Annotated in this window: 15 protein-coding genes and 2 tRNA genes; 11 read left to right on the forward strand and 6 right to left on the reverse strand. The window is 46.3% G+C overall.

The features are described from left to right. From ACFQ45_RS11870 to ACFQ45_RS11885, 4 genes are read left to right on the forward strand one after another with little or no spacing between them, the layout of a single operon-like run. Positions 1 to 645 (forward strand): DUF4194 domain-containing protein, encoded by a 645-nt coding sequence (locus ACFQ45_RS11870; RefSeq protein WP_377367943.1) that lies wholly within the window; start codon positions 1 to 3, stop codon positions 643 to 645. Positions 646 to 651: 6 nt separating this feature from the next. After that, positions 652 to 4077: an SbcC/MukB-like Walker B domain-containing protein gene (locus ACFQ45_RS11875; protein WP_377367945.1), complete on the forward strand. Its 3426-nt coding sequence runs from the start codon at positions 652 to 654 to the stop codon at positions 4075 to 4077. A 17-nt stretch (positions 4078 to 4094) separates the two neighbouring features. After that, complete coding sequence (locus ACFQ45_RS11880) at positions 4095 to 4403, forward strand: BolA family protein (RefSeq protein ID WP_377367947.1); 309 nt, start codon at positions 4095 to 4097, stop codon at positions 4401 to 4403. Positions 4404 to 4425: 22 nt separating this feature from the next. Next, on the forward strand, positions 4426 to 4728 hold the full coding sequence (locus ACFQ45_RS11885) for an STAS domain-containing protein (RefSeq protein ID WP_377367949.1): 303 nt from the start codon (positions 4426 to 4428) through the stop codon (positions 4726 to 4728). A 145-nt stretch (positions 4729 to 4873) separates the two neighbouring features. Here the strand turns inward: ACFQ45_RS11885 and gcvP are convergent, their stop codons facing one another. From gcvP to glyA, 3 genes are all read right to left on the reverse strand, one after another. Beyond that, the gene (gene gcvP, locus ACFQ45_RS11890) at positions 4874 to 7732 is read right to left on the reverse strand and encodes an aminomethyl-transferring glycine dehydrogenase (protein ID WP_377367951.1); all 2859 of its coding nucleotides are present in this window, start codon (positions 7730 to 7732) and stop codon (positions 4874 to 4876) included. Positions 7733 to 7802: 70 nt separating this feature from the next. Next, positions 7803 to 8186 (reverse strand): glycine cleavage system protein GcvH, encoded by a 384-nt coding sequence (gcvH, locus tag ACFQ45_RS11895; RefSeq protein ID WP_377367953.1) that lies wholly within the window; start codon positions 8184 to 8186, stop codon positions 7803 to 7805. A 54-nt stretch (positions 8187 to 8240) separates the two neighbouring features. Then, positions 8241 to 9518, reverse strand: a complete 1278-nt coding sequence (gene glyA, locus ACFQ45_RS11900; protein ID WP_377367956.1) for a serine hydroxymethyltransferase — start codon at positions 9516 to 9518, stop codon at positions 8241 to 8243. 392 nt (positions 9519 to 9910) lie between these two features. Here glyA and gcvT point away from each other — a divergent pair, with 392 nt between their 5' ends. Genes gcvT through ACFQ45_RS11920 form a run of 4 tightly spaced genes read left to right on the forward strand, consistent with a single transcriptional unit; the run spans position 9911 to position 13452 of the window. Continuing rightward, positions 9911 to 11008 carry a glycine cleavage system aminomethyltransferase GcvT gene (gene gcvT / locus ACFQ45_RS11905; protein ID WP_377367958.1) on the forward strand — a complete coding sequence of 366 codons (1098 nt, stop codon included), beginning with the start codon at positions 9911 to 9913 and terminating at the stop codon, positions 11006 to 11008. A 59-nt stretch (positions 11009 to 11067) separates the two neighbouring features. Beyond that, complete coding sequence (locus ACFQ45_RS11910) at positions 11068 to 11610, forward strand: elongation factor P hydroxylase (RefSeq protein WP_377367960.1); 543 nt, start codon at positions 11068 to 11070, stop codon at positions 11608 to 11610. After that, positions 11591 to 12724, forward strand: coding sequence for a 4-phosphoerythronate dehydrogenase (locus tag ACFQ45_RS11915; protein ID WP_377367962.1), 1134 nt, complete (start codon positions 11591 to 11593; stop codon positions 12722 to 12724). The genes ACFQ45_RS11910 and ACFQ45_RS11915 overlap by 20 nt, the downstream gene beginning before the upstream one ends. A gap of 8 nt (positions 12725 to 12732) precedes the next feature. Next, the gene (locus ACFQ45_RS11920) at positions 12733 to 13452 is read left to right on the forward strand and encodes a flagellar brake protein (protein WP_377367964.1); all 720 of its coding nucleotides are present in this window, start codon (positions 12733 to 12735) and stop codon (positions 13450 to 13452) included. Between the two features lie 59 nt (positions 13453 to 13511). Here ACFQ45_RS11920 and htpX read toward each other — a convergent pair whose 3' ends face one another. After that, positions 13512 to 14396 carry a protease HtpX gene (gene htpX, locus ACFQ45_RS11925; protein WP_377367966.1) on the reverse strand — a complete coding sequence of 295 codons (885 nt, stop codon included), beginning with the start codon at positions 14394 to 14396 and terminating at the stop codon, positions 13512 to 13514. 69 nt (positions 14397 to 14465) lie between these two features. After that, entirely contained in the window at positions 14466 to 15680 is a 1215-nt protein-coding gene (locus tag ACFQ45_RS11930; protein WP_377367968.1) for a pyridoxal phosphate-dependent aminotransferase, read from the reverse strand. A gap of 66 nt (positions 15681 to 15746) precedes the next feature. Between ACFQ45_RS11930 and msrB the strand changes: the two genes are divergently transcribed. After that, positions 15747 to 16160, forward strand: a complete 414-nt coding sequence (gene msrB / locus ACFQ45_RS11935; protein WP_377367973.1) for a peptide-methionine (R)-S-oxide reductase MsrB — start codon at positions 15747 to 15749, stop codon at positions 16158 to 16160. Positions 16161 to 16181: 21 nt separating this feature from the next. Here the strand turns inward: msrB and ACFQ45_RS11940 are convergent, their stop codons facing one another. Continuing rightward, on the reverse strand, positions 16182 to 16760 hold the full coding sequence (locus tag ACFQ45_RS11940) for a YajG family lipoprotein (protein WP_377367975.1): 579 nt from the start codon (positions 16758 to 16760) through the stop codon (positions 16182 to 16184). Between the two features lie 131 nt (positions 16761 to 16891). Between ACFQ45_RS11940 and ACFQ45_RS11945 the strand changes: the two genes are divergently transcribed. Next, a tRNA-Glu gene (locus tag ACFQ45_RS11945) sits at positions 16892 to 16967 on the forward strand. Between the two features lie 64 nt (positions 16968 to 17031). Continuing rightward, a tRNA-Gly gene (locus ACFQ45_RS11950) sits at positions 17032 to 17106 on the forward strand. Positions 17107 to 17189 lie beyond the last annotated feature (83 nt).

Consider the following 17189-nt stretch of genomic DNA (forward strand, 5'->3'; position numbering starts at 1 on the left):
ATGCTAAGAGAGTTAAAAAAAGCTGCTGAGGAATCAGGGAAAGACCCACAGGAGTTTCAGCAGACTGCGAACTACCTGCTCGCGAATCAGTTTGTCAGTGCCTTTAAACATGGCCAACGACGTCATTTCTTATTGGTTGAAATGTATCAGCAATACTTTGCGAACCTGTTTGATGCCTTAGGCATGAAGCTCTACGTAAACGAAAATGAACGTTTAGCAGGGGTGTTGCCTGTTGAAAAAGAAGCCTTTGTTCGTTTAAAGACAGACGAAACTTTGATTTTGTTGGTGCTGCGACAAGTTTACGAAGAGAAAATCGAGAATTTCGAAGTAGACAATGGTTTTGTGGCAACCAATACCCTCACTGTCTTGGAACGTTACGTTCAGCTGGTCAAACGAGAAATTCCATCAGAGACTCGTTTTAAAGAAATCTTGAGCCTGTTCAGTAAGCACGGTGTCATTATTCGTGGCAAAGCCTATGAAGAAGATGCTAAGAACCTGATGATCAACATTACCCCTGTGGTGCGCTTAATTGTTACAGAGGCTTATCTGCGTCAACTTGAAAACTTCAATGGTGTTGACCCCGATGAAGATGAAGTGGTTGATGAAGAAATGGAAACGACTGAATCAGGCACAGAGGCACAGTAAACGACTATGAAGAAGCTAAATCGAATTGTACTCGTTAATTGGTACCTGCTGGGCGCAGAAGAAATTAACTTACGTGGCAATACGGCCATTATTGGTCCTACCGGTTCTGGTAAATCATCACTATTGGATGCCATCCAAACTGTTTTGACTGGCGCTAGCAAACGTCACCTAAATTACAACGCCAGCGCCAACGATGGTAAAGCGTCCGGTCGTAGTATTCGCTCTTATATATTGGGGATGATCGACTCAGGCCAAGCGAGTGATAAGGTGTCTGGCGCGCAAACTCGTCAAGATGCCATAGCTTACCTTGCTTTGGTGTTTGAAGATGAAAACAGCGGCAAAGAGACCACTGTGGGGTTGTGTTTGTCCGCCTCATTAGCATCGCCAGAAGAAGATGTACTCGGTCGTTTTGTGTTGTCTAATTATGGTGTTCGACGTGACGACTTTGTTGAAACCATTAGTGCGAAACAATACAAGGCTAAACCTTGGTTGGAAGTGCGTGAAGCCATGAAAAAGGTCTGCCTAGACCCATACATTAAGTCAGGTAGTGCTTCCGCAACCCAGTACATGAACCGCTATTTAGAAGAGTTGAGCCCGAGTGCAGATCAGCTTATTACTCTAGATGGCTTTATGAAGAACTTTAAGAACGCCTTAAAGTTTGTGCCGATTGCTTCACCAACACGCTTCGTACAAGACTTCGTTCTCGCTGAGGCGCCGCTACAAGTTGGCGCATATCAAAAATCTCTGAGCGAATATCGACAGCTGGAAGCCAAAACCCAAGAAGTGGCCAAGCGAATCGATGATTTAAAAGCCATCCAAGTAGAGTGTGAGAAAAAACACCAACAAGAGCAAACCGTGGTGAATTACCAGTGGATTGCGACCGAAGCCCGTTTTGATCAGCTAGGCAGTAAACAGGATGAAATTCAGGATCAATACGAAGGCTTTAAAGAACGTGAAGAAGAGATTGACGAGGAAATTACGGCTCAATCTAACTTACTTAAGCAACTGCAAGGGCAGTTGTTGCGTCTAGAGCAGCAGTATGAGCATTCTGATGTGGGTCTTAAACTGCAACAGCTAGAGCAAAGCAAAAAGCTGTTAACACTGGAAGGCCAGCAGGACAAAAAGCTTGTTGTGCAGGCACACCAAGTGCTGCAATTAATGTCGGCGTTGCATACCTTTGAGGATGTGTTGTCACCTAAGGTGCGCGCGTTAGTAGAGGATGCTGAGCAAGCGGCACAAAACATCGATGCCGATGGCAACATCATTGGTAACGCCAAGGTGGTGAGTAAGCTTCTTGCTAGTGTTAATGAGGCCCTAGATGAAGACAAGGGTGCCTTATTCCAGCAACGTACCCAGTTGAACCGCAATATACTTAACCTGAAAGATGAGTGTCGCCAACTGGAATCAGACGTATCGTCTTTAAAAGGTGGCTCGAGCCCGTTATCGCCTAACGTTAAAAAACTCATTGGCCTATTGGATCAAGCCAACATCAAAGCGACTCCGTTAAGTCACTTAGCTGAAGTGACGGATCACAAGTGGCAAGATGCCATTGAAGGTTATCTTGGTAGTCAGCGGGAAGCTTTGATCGTGGCGCCAGATGATGCGGAAGAGGCCATTCGTATCTTTCGTGCGCATCGACGCCAATTAATGGGGTGTCGAGTAATCGATACCACTCAAACCCGTTTGTGGCTCAATCGTGGTGATAGTAACTCTGTGTTGCGTTTTATTCGTTGTAACGATGATCATGCTCAAGCGTATTTAAACCGTCGCCTTGGTGGTATCAAGCCAGTTGAGACGGAGCGTCAGCTGCTTCGTGAAGACAGCGCAATGACCGCCGACGGCATGTTGAAGTTGTCAGGTACGATTTCCACCATTCGTTTTACCCCTCATATGATGGTGGGGATTAACACAGACGGTATGCGTAAATCCCGTGAGGCTCAGCTACAGCAATTGAGTGGCGAGTTGATGGACTTTATGAAAACAGACCAACGTCTTGAGCAAGCAGATAACTTGCTGGGTCGTATTATGGCGTCTAATCAGATAGATGCGTCTGCTTTACATGAGGCGGGTGCGTCGAATACCCGTATCGCCCAAGATTTGGCAGATGTAGAGGCGCAGATTCAAGGCCTGCAGCAGAATGATGATAAAGAGCTGCAGGAGCGAATTGAAAGCTTGAAGGAGCGTATTGCTGGTATTGAATTAGAGCACAAGAAACTAGACCGTGAACGTCAGCAAATAGCGGAACAGTATGGCTCTTTAAATACGCAGAAATCTCAGCTTTCTGAGGCGCTAGCCGCTTTAGACGAAGAGCGTAACAAAATTACCGGTAACCCATTGTTTAATGCTGAGTTCGCTAGTGAGCGTTATGACCTGCTGGAATCCAGCATGGTAAATGGTGCTGCGATCTACAAAGAGGCCATGAGCCGCTCTGAAAAAGCCGCAGAAAAAGTCCGCTCCTTTGATCAGAAGGTGCGTAAAGAGGTGGCCGATCATTACGCTAAGTACCACAACAGTAATCTAGATGATGATGTTCAGCTGGACTACTTAGAGTCCAAGTTCGAAGAATTTGAGCACTATGTCACCCACCAGATCGATGTGCTTGGTGAAACAGAGCTTGCTAAATATGCCAAACGTGCCGAATTGGCGCGTCGTGAAGCAGAAGAAACCTTCCGCAGTGACTATGTTTCTAAGTTGAAAGATTCCCTTGATCAGGTGGCTCACATTATTCGTGAGTTGAACCATAGCTTGAAGCGCCGTCCGTTTAACCAAGAGGTTTATCAATTCCGCTTTTATCCGAACGGGGATATGAAAGACATTTTGGACTTGGTTGAGAAGTTCAGCTCCATGGATCAAGCCAATGTAGGGGGATTATTCGATCCTGAGCAGACTGGTGACCCAGAGCATGCAAAAGCTATTTCAGTGATCCAAGAGCTAATTAGCGATGAAGAGAAGCAGAAAGATCTGGCTGACTACCGCAAGTTCTACAACTTTGAAGTAGATATCCTAAACTTGGATGGTGAGAAGAAAACCACCTTGTCCCAGCGTATCCAGACCGGTTCCGGTGGTGAGCACCAGATTCCTTTCTACCTTGCTATCGCTGCAGCCTTATCGACAACCTACCGTTTACACGAAACTATGGATGGGGACATCGTAGGGGGCTTCTCTCTAGCAATGTTTGACGAGGCCTTTAACAAGATTGATATGGCGAAGACCTCAACTTGTATGGGCTTTATGCGTGATATCGGCTTACAGGTTATCGCCGCAGCACCTGATGACAAACGTGCCGTCATGGCTGCGAATATGGATACCATTATTAGCGTTTGGCGTGAGGGTGGTGCCGTGTCACTGGATGTGGCGTATCCGCAAAATAAAGGCCAAGCTCTATTGAGCGGTGACAACGAAACCAATGCAGAAGAAGCGCCTGCCCAATAAGGCGCTTGGAGAGACTAATGCAAATTGAAAACGAGATTCGTGAAACCTTAAGCAGAGCATTTAATGTGCATCATATGGAGCTTGAAAATGAAAGCTACAAGCATAATGTTCCTGCGGGCAGCGAGTCGCATTTTAAGCTAACCTTAGTAAGTAACATCTTTTTTGGTAAAACCCGCGTACAGCGACATCAGTTGGTCTATGGCGCATTAACTGACCAGATGCCAAAGATTCATGCTTTGGCATTGCATTTGTATACCGACGAAGAATGGGAGGCTCGTAAATACGAATCTCCAGATTCACCTGATTGTTTGGGAGGAGGGCGTTAAACCGCCTGATAAGGGATAGGATATGAGCATTTCCGTAACCGTACAGGATAGTAAAGGAATCGTCGAAATCGGCGTTATCGGCAGTTTCGACTTTTCTTTGTTCAATGATTTTCGTTTAGCTTATTCTGATTTCATTGGCCAGTACGATCACTTTGTAGTCAACATGGAAAACGTTGAGTACTTAGACAGCGCAGCCTTAGGTATGCTCCTCAGTATGAAATCGGCACTGGGTGATGGGGTTGAAATCGAGATCATTAATGCTAATGACTTTATTGGCAATATTCTAATGATCAGTCGTTTCGATAAGCGTTTTACAATTAAGTAACTGCTTATTGATTGAGGTTCTAAAGCGAGCTTAATGGCTCGCTTTTTTGTATTGAAAATCAGTGATAGCGAGCTTTTGCCGAGTAAAGAGAACAAAAAAGGCGAATCCTAGGATTCGCCTTTTTGATGTTTATGCTTAAAGGGGCTTAGCCCTCGTAGCTTTCGATTGGTGGGCACTCACAGAACAAGTTGCGGTCACCGTAAACGTTGTCGATACGACCAACAGGTGGCCAGTACTTGCGTGCTGCAATCCAAGGTAGTGGGTAGGCTGCTTCTTCGCGAGAATATGCGTGTGCCCAGTCGCCTTTTAGTAAAGAGGCTGCCGTATGAGGAGCATTGACTAATGGGTTGTCTTCTAGTGGCCACTCGCCACTTTGTACCTTGGTGATTTCGGCCTTGATTTGAATCATAGCATCGCAGAAGCGGTCTAGTTCTTCGCGGTTTTCAGATTCTGTTGGCTCGATCATTAGGGTGCCGGCTACTGGGAAAGACATGGTTGGCGCATGGAAACCAAAGTCCATTAGGCGCTTAGCGATGTCTTCTTCAGAAATGCCAGACTCTTCTTTGATGGGACGAATGTCGATGATACATTCGTGAGCAACTGTGCCGTTTTTGCCTGTGTAAAGCACTGGGTAATGCTCACCTAGACGCTTAGCGATGTAGTTAGCGTTCAAGATCGCATTGAATGTTGCATCACGTAGACCACGGTCTCCCATCATTTTGATGTACATCCAAGTGATAACAAGGATGCTTGCAGAGCCATATGGCGCAGCAGACACGGCGCCGTGTTGCATGTCGTTTTGTACGACAGGAGATACCGCATGGCCTGGCAAGAAAGGCGCAAGATGTGATTTAACACCAATAGGCCCCATACCTGGACCGCCACCACCGTGAGGGATACAGAAGGTTTTGTGTAGGTTAAGGTGAGACACATCCCCGCCGAAGCTGCCTGGAGGTGCAATACCTACTAGTGCATTTAGGTTAGCGCCATCGATATACACTTGGCCGCCGTTATCATGAACAATGTCACACACTTCACGGATCTGTTCTTCAAACACACCATGAGTAGAGGGATAAGTGGCCATGATACAGCTTAGGTTGTCAGCGTGCTTCTCTGCTTTTTCTTTAAGGTCTGCGACGTCAATGTTGCCGTTCTCGTCACATTTAACGATGACAACTTTCATGCCAGCAAGAGCAGCAGAAGCTGGGTTAGTACCGTGCGCTGAACTTGGAATCAAACAAATATTACGCTGATCATCACCGCGGGACTTATGGTATTTGTCAATGGCGATCAGGCCAGCGTATTCACCTTGCGCACCTGAGTTGGGTTGCAAAGAAATAGTGTCGTAGCCGGTTGCCTTTGAAAGCATGGCAATTAGATCATTAAGTAGAGTTTGGTAGCCTGCTACCTGTGTTTTAGGTGCGAATGGGTGTATGCGACCAAATTCTGCCCAGGTCACTGGGATCATTTCAGAAGCCGAGTTTAGCTTCATTGTACAAGAGCCCAGTGGAATCATGCTTTGGTTCAAAGCAATGTCTTTTACTTCAAGCTGGCGCATGTAGCGCATCAGTTCGGTTTCACTGTGGTGCGAATTGAAAACAGGGTGCGTTAGGATTGCGTCCGTACGCAGCATGTTTGCATCAATACCTGTTTCTAGCTCTGCATCGAGTAGGTCTTCATTTAGTGAAACGCCGAAGCTGTCTGATAGGTTGCGTAAGTCTTCGATGGTGCTGGTTTCGCTGAAAGACAAAGAAAGCGTTGTGCTGTTTACACGGTATAAATTGATGTTCTTATCTGCAGCGCTCTTTAGAACTGTATCTGTTTTATCAAGCGTCTTAACGACCAGGGTGTCGAAATGGGTGCTGTTAACGGAATAAGTGCCTTTAAGAGATGTCGCCAAGATGTGAGTGAAACCTGCCACACGTGTAGCGATTTTTTTCAAGCCTTGTGGGCCATGGTAGACGGCGTAGAAGCCTGCCATCATGGCTAGTAGTGCTTGGGCGGTACAGATGTTTGACGTGGCTTTTTCACGGCGAATGTGCTGCTCACGTGTCTGCATGGCCATACGCAATGCAGGCTTGTCATGGCTGTCTTTGGAGACACCGATTACACGGCCGGGCATTGAGCGTTTGAATTTATCTTTCGTGGCTAGGAAGGCAGCGTGAGGGCCACCAAAGCCCATTGGAACACCAAAACGCTGTGCGCTACCCACAACAATGTCTGCACCAAGATCACCTGGTGACTTAATTAGTACCAGTGATAGTAGATCCACGGCAACAGAAACCAGTGCGCCTTGTTCGTGTGCTTGTGCAATGGTGCTGGAGATGTCCACTACTTGTCCATCAATACCTGGGTATTGAAGAATGGCACCAAATACATCGTATTCTGATAGGGTGCTTGGGTCTGCAACCACCACTTCAATTTCTAGTAGCTCGGCACGGGTTTTAACAACGTCGATGGTTTGTGGTAGGACGTTATTACCCACAAAAAGAGTATTTACTTTCTTTTTACCAGCACGCTGCATCAGGGTCATGGCTTCTGCTGCGGCAGTCGCTTCATCTAATAGGGAAGCGTTGGAAATTTCCATGCCAGTAAGGTCGATGACTACTTGTTGGAAGTTTAGTAAAGCTTCAAGACGACCCTGAGAAATCTCTGGTTGGTAAGGTGTGTAGGCTGTGTACCAGCCTGGGTTCTCTAACAGGTTGCGTAGGATTGGGCTGGGAACGAAGGTGTCGTGGTACCCCATGCCAATGTAGCTGCGGGCAATCTTATTATTGCCTGCAATTTCTTTTAGCTGTGTAAGGGCGTCGTTTTCGCTGACAGGCTGTTTAGACATGTCGAGATTAGCTAAGCGAATCGCGCTTGGAATGGTGTTCTCGATCAATTGGTCTAGGGATTCGAAGCCGATGGTGTTTAGCATCGAAGATTGTTCTGTTGCATCAGGGCCGATGTGGCGTGCAATGAATTCGTCTTTGCCTAGCAAGTCGCGGATACACGAAGTCATGTAAGGTCACCTATAAAAGAAATTGCAGGAGGAGAAATAACACCCCTAGGGTTAGGGGTGTTGAGTCGAATTATTCGATAGAGGTTGCGTATGCAGCCGCATCTAAAAGCTTGTCTAGTTCAGCAGGGTCATTAAGTTTGATTTTAGCAATCCAAGCGTCTTCAAATGGTGATTCATTCACAAGCTCTGGGGAGTCGTCTAGGGCTTCGTTCACTTCAACGACTTCACCAGAAACGGGTGCGTAGATATCAGATGCTGCTTTCACAGACTCAACCAGTGAGAACTGTTCAGAAGCAGTTGTTTCTGCGCCCACATCAGGAAGCTCGATGTATACCACGTCTCCTAGTAGGTCTTGTGCGTGGTCTGTGATGCCAACAGTAACGGTGCCATCACCATTGTCGCGTACCCATTCGTGAGAATCAGCATATTTCAGATTAGATGGAATGTTGCTCATGGCCATAAGTCCTATATAAATTGCCCGAGACGGTAGGTCTCGGGCGTGAACAAATTAACGGTATAGAGGGAATTGCTTACAAAGCTCAGCAACTTCCGCACGTACACGTGCTTCAACTTCAGTGTTGCCTTCTGGGCTTTCAACTAGGCTATCTAGTACATCACTGATCAGGTTGCCAACTTTACGGAATTCTTCTTCACCAAAACCGCGAGAGGTCGCAGCAGGAGTACCAAGACGGATACCAGAGGTAACCATTGGTTTTTCAGTGTCAAACGGAATGCCGTTTTTGTTACATGTGATACCAGCGCGCTCAAGGGCCTTGTCTGCAACGTTACCTTTCAAGCCTTTTGGACGAAGGTCAACCAACATCAGGTGCGTGTCAGTACCGCCAGTCACAATGCCGTAGCCGCGCTCAACCATTACTGCAGCAAGGGTTTTAGCATTGCTAACAACTTGCGCAATGTAGTCTTTAAATTCTGGTTTCAGTGCTTCACCAAATGCAACCGCTTTACCAGCGATAACGTGCATAAGTGGACCACCTTGGTAGCCAGGGAATACTGCAGAGTTGATTTTCTTACCTAGATCCAAGTCGTTAGATAAGATCATGCCGCCACGAGGACCACGAAGTGTCTTGTGGGTAGTTGTAGTAACAATGTGCGCATGTGGCAGTGGAGAAGGGTGTGCGCCTGTCGCTACTAGACCAGCAATGTGTGCCATGTCTACGAATAGGTAAGCACCTACTTTGTCAGCGATTTCACGAAAACGTTTGAAGTCGATTTGACGTGGAATAGCAGAGCCACCAGCGATGATCATTTTAGGTTGGCATTCGATTGCTTGCGCTTCGATCGCATCGTAATCGATCAACAATGTGTCCGCATTAACTTCGTATTGAACGGCATTGAACCATTTACCAGATTGTGCTGGTGGCGCACCGTGAGTTAAGTGACCGCCAGAGGAAAGGGACATACCCATGATGGTGTCACCTGGCTGAAGCAGTGCCAACATTACAGCGCCATTTGCTTGAGCGCCAGAGTGAGGCTGAACGTTCACGAATTCACAGTCAAATAGCTGCTTAGCGCGATCAATTGCCAATTGCTCAGTTACGTCTACTGCTTCACAGCCGCCGTAGTAACGACGCTCTGGGTAGCCTTCAGCGTACTTGTTGGTTAGGACAGAGCCTTGTGCTTCTAAAACAGCTTTAGAAACGATGTTTTCAGACGCGATTAGCTCGATACCAGTTTCTTGACGCTCTTGTTCTTCTACAAGTGTTGCGTAAAGCTCAGCATCACGCTCTTTAAGTGCTTGGCTGAAAAAGGCTTCAGTGTTCGCCATGTTGGGGTCCTCTTAGATTAACATTCATGTCAGTGACATTTTACAACGGACATATTCTAACATTTGTCTGATCAAAATAGATGAAAAAAGATCAATTACACTGTCGCTATAATCATCTGCTCTGACTAAGTTTCTCAAATCATAAACAAAAAGTTTCCAATTGGAAACATGTGTTGCTAAACAAAAACACGAGTCTAGTAAAAAATGTTCAGAATTCAAATGTTGACCGAATGGTTATAAATATAGCTTTTCAGTAGATAATACGGGGATGCTGGACAAAAATTATTCGAACAATCAATGGAAGGTTGCAAAACTAACGGCGAACTTAGATACTTTGTTTCCAATTGGAAACTTAATTCTCTAGCGAACCTAAGATACTGTTGAGGTGCTCAATGAAACGTACTCCTTTATACCAAGCCCATGTTGATGCCGGTGCTCGCATGGTGGAATTTGCAGGCTATGAAATGCCTGTGCAATACCCATTAGGGGTCAAAAAAGAGCACTTGTGGACGCGCAGCGATGCAGGCTTGTTTGATGTGTCTCATATGGGTCAAGTGATCTTGAAAGGTGAGAATGTAAAAGACGAGCTTGAAGCTATTTTGCCAGTAGATGTCAAAGGCTTGCCATTGAATACTCAGCGTTACGGTGTTTTTACTACTGAAACAGGCGGCATCACAGATGACCTAATGTTCACTAACTGGGGTGACGACTGTGTTTACATGGTGGTTAATGCTGCCTGTAAAGAGCAAGATGTGGCGTATTTAAAGTCGTCTCTTAAAACCACTGAAGTGACGGTTGTTGAAGATCGGGCCTTGGTGGCAATCCAGGGGCCTAAAGCACGCGCAGCGACTGCTAATCTATTACCTGGTGTTGAGCAGATGTTATTTATGCAATCTGCCAAAATAATCTGGGAAGGTGTTGAATTGTGGGTTAGCTGTTCAGGTTATACGGGAGAGGACGGTTACGAGATTTCTGTGCCTAATGATTCTGCTGCGGTTTTTTGTAAGGCCTTAACAGGTCAAGCAGAAGTGGAGTGGATTGGTCTGGGTGCCCGTGACTCACTTCGTTTGGAGGCAGGCTTATGTTTATACGGTCATGATCTAGACGACACCACAACGCCAGTGGAAGCCTCTATTACTTGGGCTATTCAGAAAGTGCGTCGCCAAGAGGGTGAGCGTGCTGGGGGCTTTGTGGGGGCTGATGTTATTCTGTCTCAGCTTGATTCAGGCGCTTCGCGTAAACGTGTTGGTTTTGTTGTGGAAGGAAAAGCGCCAGTACGTGAAGGGGTTGAGGTTGTCACTGAGTCTGGTGAAGCGGTAGGTGTTGTGACCAGTGGTGGCTTTGCGCCAACTCTTGGTCAACCAATCATTATGGCTTACGTGTCATCCAGTCATTTAGAAACCCCTCTTTTTGCCTCACTTCGTGGTAAACTGATCCCATTAAAGGCAACAAAAATGCCATTCGTAACCGCTCGCTACTTCCGAGGCTAGAGACATTCTCAGGGTTTGCTCTACGTCAGAAGTGTCGAGCAAGCCCATTTCGAGATTCAATGTTGACCGCAGAAATTCTTGAAAAGACGTTTAAGGACGTCTTTTTTAATGCTTATAAAACCACCTTGTGTGGTGGCTTTGATGAGCCTTTTTATCTTGCCTCTGATTCAGATGGTATTGCCCAAATTCAGTATCGGTACGATTACGCCTCCAGTGCTTTGCATGAAATAAGTCACTGGTGTGTGGCAGGAGAGGCACGACGTCAGTTAGATGACTTCGGGTATTGGTATGCGGAGGATGGTCGTTCAGAAGCTCAGCAGAAGCAGTTTGAGCAAGTGGAAATTACGCCCCAGTCCTATGAATGTATTTTCCATTGGGCCGCAGGCATGTCTTTTGATGTCAGTGTTGATAACTTAGCTTTGCCAGACTACGATCCGACGCCCTTTCGACGGACGGTGTATGACAATGTTAAGACCTTATTAGAAAATGGCTTACCTAAACGGGTAGAACAGTTCGCCCAAGCGTTATACCTGCGCACGGCACAATCCTCGCTACCGCTACAACAATTTTTAAGAGAGTCTCATGAAAATAATTGCCGATGAAAACATGCCAAACGCCCAGCGCTTATTCTCTGGCCTAGGGGACGTCACTCTTGTGAGTGGTCGTGATTTGACGAATGACATGTTGGCTGATGCGGAGGTACTTTTAGTACGCTCTGTGACTAAGGTGAATGAAGCCCTATTGGCGGGGTCATCCATTAAGTATGTCGGTAGTGCCACCATAGGCACTGATCACATTGATAAGTCTTATTTAGCAAAGCAAGGAATAGGCTTCAATAGTGCCCCTGGGTGTAATGCGGATGCGGTAGCAGATTATGTGTTTAGCTCTTTGGCGCATTTGTATCTTAACAAGGGGTTGAACTGGTTGGACGCCACTATTGGGGTGATTGGTCAGGGGAATGTTGGCAAAACGGTAGCGGCTCGTTTTGTTAAATTAGGCTGCAATGTGACAGTTTATGACCCATTGGTACAATCGAGTGTTACAGGTGTCACTCAAGGTACCCTTGAAGAAGTGTTGGGGGCTGATGTTGTGTGTTTGCATGCGCCTCTTACTCGGACTGGTGATTACCCTAGTTTCGATATGATTAACGCCCAGAGCGTTGCGAATCTTCGTGCTGGTCAAACGATTATTTCTGCTGGCCGTGGCGGCGTGATCAATGAAGAGGCTCTAATGGCCCGCTTCGATGAGCTCAACGGTGCTTTAAACTTAGTATTCGACGTATGGCATCAAGAGCCAACCCCTAATATGGCATTTGCTCGTATTTGTGATATTGCCACGCCTCATATTGCAGGATATAGCAAGCAGGGCAGGGAAAAGGGGACTTGGCAGATCTATGAGGCAATGTGCAAATATTTTGACTTGAATGTCAGAAGTTCCTTTTCGGAATCCATCTCTCGGGGTAGTATCGAATCATTGAGCTTAAGCAAGCAGTTGTCTCCGTTAGAGTTTTTATCAAGAGCCATGCTCGCTATCTACGATCCATCACGGGACAGTAATCGTTTTCTAAGGGTGATGACGAGTGGTCAATTGAAACCCTTTGATTGGCTTCGCAAACATTACGTGGAGCGAGATGAGTTTAGTACTTGTGTTATTTCAGCTCCATCTTATGAGCAACAATTGATGGCTCTCGGTTTTAAAAAAGCATTTGAGAAGTAAGGATAAAAATGGCCGAAGTTCGCCAGGTAGACTTCAAAGAATTGGATGTGCCAATTGGAACAAATGTCCAGTTGGAGTTCATTTCTCCCCCAGGTCGTCACACTGTGAAAGTGCTTGGTCGTATTCCGGGAAGGTCTCTGATTGTATCGTGCCCTCGGGTTGGCGGTAAAAATATCATTGTTAGGGACAGTCAAGTTGTGAATGTCCGGTTAATGCTTGCCACATCCGTCTGTGCGTTTTCTACGAAGGTGGCTAAAAGCTATATGGAGCCGGGCGCACATCTCCATTTAGCTTATCCTGCCTATGTGGATACCTCTGAAGTACGCCAAGCCGCTCGTGTTGAAACTCGTCTTATTTGTTCCTTGGAGGCGGGTGTCGGTGATCAGCCTATTAGTGAGTCTGCAACTGGGGTGGTGGTGGATTTAAGTACTGGCGGATGTAAGATCTTATCCAAGACGGATTTTGGGTCTGTGAACCAAACCATGCGTATGGCCGTGAACGTGACGATTGGTGGCTACAAGCATATCCTCAAAATCCAGTGTGAAATTCGCAATCAAGAAATCCAGATGCTTGAGCAGGTTCAGGCCTCCATTGCAGATAATGCATTCCTCTCAAGGATGGGGGTTGAGTATTTATACGTATATGGTATTCGTTTTATCGATATGGATAAGGAGCAAGGGATTCCGTTGCTTGCTTATATTCTTGAAACCATCAGTGCCAAGTCTTAAATTTACTTACTATTAAAAAGCCCCTCAATTGAGGGGCTTTTTTGTGCTTTGTGGCGACCTTACAGCTGTTGCAATGCAGCGATGCGATCTTTGATGGGTGGGTGGCTAGAGAAAAGCTCACCAAGTTTAGGTGAAGGTCCTTTGTGAATACCAAAAGCCAGCATGCTGTCAGGCATGTGGGAGACTTCGTTTTCGCTTTGGATTCTCGCCAGAGCGGCGATCATGGCCCCTTTGCCAGCTAAACGTGCCCCCGCTTCATCGGCGCGGAATTCACGGTAGCGCGAGAACCACATGACAATCATGCTTGCTAGGATGCCAAATAGGATTTCAAACACAAAGGTCGCAATGTAATAGCCAAAACCGACACTTCCTTGGCTTTCTTCATCGTTACGGCGAAGGAAGGAGTCCACGGCGTAAGCGGCAATACGGGCAAAGAACATCACGAAAGTGTTTACCACCCCTTGAATGAGGGTCAGGGTCACCATGTCGCCATTGGCAACGTGACCGATCTCGTGTGCCATAACAGCACGAATCTCATCCGGTGGGTAGCGATCCAGCATACCGCTTGATACGGCCACTAGAGCATCATTTTTGTTCCAGCCTGTGGCGAACGCGTTAGCCTCATGAGCAGGGAAGACCGCCACTTCAGGCATTTTGATGCCTGCTTCGTTGGCAAGCTCTTGAACAGTTGTTAGAAGCCACTGTTCTTTGTGGTTACGAGGTTGTTCAATAACCTGTGCTTTGGAGCCCCATTTTGCCATCTTTTTGGAAAGAAGAAGGGAAATGATGCTTCCAGTAAAGCCGAATACAGCACAGAAAATTAACAGTGATGTTAGGTTTAAACCGCTACCAGAGATGTAGCGCTCTACGCCCAACAGGCTCAGAACAATACCAGCAACAACTAGAACAGCTATATTTGTTAATAAAAATAGCAGTATACGCATTATTTAGACGCTCCAAAGTAAAAGTACTATGGAGCATCATAGGGGCAGTTAGTTCCTTTTCAAGTAGTACTATTTTCGAATTCTTCCTAGAAACGCGGCAAAACGTTCCATGGCGGGTTGTAGCTCTTCTACATGGGGCAGGAAGACAATACGAAGGTGATCTGGGGTAGGCCAGTTAAACCCTGTGCCATGGACCAATAGCACCTTTTCTTCCTTCAGAAAGCGTAGGGCAATGTCCACGTCATCTTTGATGTCATACATTTTAGGATCGAGTCTTGGGAAAAGGTACAAGGCACCTTCAGGCTTATGACAGTGAACCCCTGGGATGCTATCGAGAATTTCCCAAGCAAGATTTCTTTGTTCATAGAGTCTGCCCCCTGGAGCGGTCAGTTCATTGATGGTTTGGTAGCCTCCAAGCGCTGTTTGTACAGCATGCTGGGCTGGGACGTTGGCGCAAAGGCGCATTGAACTCAACATATCAAGTCCAGCAATGTAATCCTCCATGCCGCTGAGTGGGCCAGTGATGGTCATCCAGCCAGAGCGGAAGCCTGCGGTGCGATAGACTTTTGATAGGCCACCGAAAGTGACACAGGGAATGCGGCCTTCCGTTAAGGTGGCGAGAGGTATGTGTAGTGCGCCATCGTAAAGGATTCGATCGTAAATCTCGTCAGAAAACAGAAGTAGTCCGTGTTCTTCGGCTAGGGCAACAATTTCTTTGAGTATTTCTTCAGAATACACTGCACCTGTTGGGTTGTTCGGGTTGATGATAACCAGGGCCTTTGTTTTGTTTGAAATCTTCGATTTGATATCGGCGATGTCTGGCTGCCATCCATTTCCCTCATCACAAAGATAATGGCGCACATAGCCACCAGAGAGTGTGGCCGCCGCCGTCCAAAGAGGGTAGTCCGGTACAGGGATTAGGATTTCGTCGCCGTCATCCAGTAGGGCTTGCATGGCCATCACGATTAACTCACTGACACCGTTCCCCATCCAGACATTTTCTACGTTGGCGGAGCGAATGCCTAAGGCTTGGTACTTTTGCATAACGGCTTTGCGGGCGGAAAACAAACCTTTGGACTCACAGTAACCTTGAGCGTTAGGTAGATTCTTGATCACATCGACTAGAATCTCATCAGGGGCTTTGAAGCCAAAAGGGGCTGGGTTGCCAATGTTCAGTTTTAAAATTCGATGGCCTTCATCTTCCATACGCATGGCTTCTTTTAATACTGGGCCGCGAATTTCATAGCAGATGTTGGCTAGTTTATTGGATTTACGTATTTCCACGACGCTTCCTTATTAAAGAGGGATATGTTCAGTATACTAACGCTACGTTATTTCGGAGTCTTCAATATGAGTAATGATAAAATCAATAATGATGTTAAAGCTGTAACCGATGAAGAATGGAAGCAACGTTTACCAGAAGAAGTGTACCAAATAGTTCGTAATAAAGGCACGGAGCGTCCATTCACTGGTAAGTATGAAAAGTTCTACGAGCCGGGTAGTTATTACTGCGTGTGCTGTGGTGCTCACTTATTTGATTCTGATACTAAATATAACTCAGGCTCTGGCTGGCCCAGCTTTTATGATGCAGACAAGGAAAACATTAAAGAGTTATTTGATGACTCTTGGATGATGCGTCGAACGGAAATTGTCTGTGAGCAATGCGATGCTCACTTGGGGCATGTATTTCCTGATGGACCAAAGCCGACAGGTGTTCGTTATTGCGTTAACTCTGCTTCATTAGACTTTAAGCCCAAGGATTAACCTTGGGCTTATTGCTATCTATTAATTGCTCAGCATGTCTAGAATGGTCGGATCTTCAAGGCTGCGTGCGACTGTTTTTCCTACCAAATCATTAATCTCTTGTTCTACGTCCTCGCGATCAGGTAATGAACCGTATTGATCGATTTTTTCTGATTTGAAATTGGCCGTATAAGTCTTCGCGCCTTTTTCTACTGTTACCTTAATATCGTTTACTAATTTCGCTTCGGTCTTAAGGGAAAGAGTTTTCGTTGTGTAGCTTAATTCTTCGATGGTGTAGGTAATAGAGGTAGAAGGGGTTCGGCCTTGGGATGGTGTAAAACCTAACTGGGTTAGGGAAGACTGTATGCTCTGGTAAAGGGCAACGCTGACATTGTTGGCAATGGTGATATCGGCGTGTTCACCAATGCCTGTATCGATGCTGCCAATCGCGCTGCCATCAAATCCAGAGACGTTTACCTTAATAGAGTGAGTATTTGTACGTTGTTGGCTTTCAATGTTTGCTTCAGGAGCTAAGTTGATGACATGGGTAGTGTTTGCACAGCCTTGTAAAAGGATTGTGCTGGCTAATGCTATACCCACTAATAAAGGTTTGCGGATCATAAGATCTCCTAATCAAAATTCAGTTGTTGTGACGATTTTATACTTAGATTACATATATTTAAAAAAAGTTGTTGATTTTCAGTCTGGTAACAGTAATATACGCACCCGCTTGCACAGCAAGACTCTGACGTGTCCCATTCGTCTAGAGGCCTAGGACACCGCCCTTTCACGGCGGTAACAGGGGTTCGAACCCCCTATGGGACGCCAATTTACGAATTGGCTCCTTGGTCAGAGTAGCTTAATGAAAGTTATCATTAAGGCAAGCAAGTATGCGGGAATAGCTCAGTGGTAGAGCACAACCTTGCCAAGGTTGGGGTCGCGAGTTCGAGCCTCGTTTCCCGCTCCAAATATCCTCACTCAAAAGAGTAGGGAGCTTCTACGGAAGCAATCATGTGTCCCATTCGTCTAGAGGCCTAGGACACCGCCCTT

The organism is Rhodanobacter aciditrophus (assembly GCF_042679525.1).
Classification (GTDB): Bacteria; Pseudomonadota; Gammaproteobacteria; order Pseudomonadales; family Marinomonadaceae; genus Marinomonas; species Marinomonas aciditrophus.

Excerpts from the sequence above, each read along its gene's own strand:
- ACFQ45_RS11885 (WP_377367949.1), top strand. The coding sequence starts at position 4,426 with ATGAGCATTTCCGTAACCGTACAGGATAGTAAAGGAATCGTCGAAATC.
- gcvP (WP_377367951.1), bottom strand. The coding sequence starts at position 7,732 with ATGACTTCGTGTATCCGCGACTTGCTAGGCAAAGACGAATTCATTGCA.
- ACFQ45_RS11875 (WP_377367945.1), top strand. The coding sequence starts at position 652 with ATGAAGAAGCTAAATCGAATTGTACTCGTTAATTGGTACCTGCTGGGC.
- ACFQ45_RS11870 (WP_377367943.1), top strand. The coding sequence starts at position 1 with ATGCTAAGAGAGTTAAAAAAAGCTGCTGAGGAATCAGGGAAAGACCCA.
- gcvT (WP_377367958.1), top strand. The coding sequence starts at position 9,911 with ATGAAACGTACTCCTTTATACCAAGCCCATGTTGATGCCGGTGCTCGC.
- ACFQ45_RS11915 (WP_377367962.1), top strand. The coding sequence starts at position 11,591 with ATGAAAATAATTGCCGATGAAAACATGCCAAACGCCCAGCGCTTATTC.
- htpX (WP_377367966.1), bottom strand. The coding sequence starts at position 14,396 with ATGCGTATACTGCTATTTTTATTAACAAATATAGCTGTTCTAGTTGTT.
- ACFQ45_RS11910 (WP_377367960.1), top strand. The coding sequence starts at position 11,068 with ATGTTGACCGCAGAAATTCTTGAAAAGACGTTTAAGGACGTCTTTTTT.
- ACFQ45_RS11880 (WP_377367947.1), top strand. The coding sequence starts at position 4,095 with ATGCAAATTGAAAACGAGATTCGTGAAACCTTAAGCAGAGCATTTAAT.
- ACFQ45_RS11920 (WP_377367964.1), top strand. The coding sequence starts at position 12,733 with ATGGCCGAAGTTCGCCAGGTAGACTTCAAAGAATTGGATGTGCCAATT.
- msrB (WP_377367973.1), top strand. The coding sequence starts at position 15,747 with ATGAGTAATGATAAAATCAATAATGATGTTAAAGCTGTAACCGATGAA.
- ACFQ45_RS11940 (WP_377367975.1), bottom strand. The coding sequence starts at position 16,760 with ATGATCCGCAAACCTTTATTAGTGGGTATAGCATTAGCCAGCACAATC.
- gcvH (WP_377367953.1), bottom strand. The coding sequence starts at position 8,186 with ATGAGCAACATTCCATCTAATCTGAAATATGCTGATTCTCACGAATGG.
- glyA (WP_377367956.1), bottom strand. The coding sequence starts at position 9,518 with ATGGCGAACACTGAAGCCTTTTTCAGCCAAGCACTTAAAGAGCGTGAT.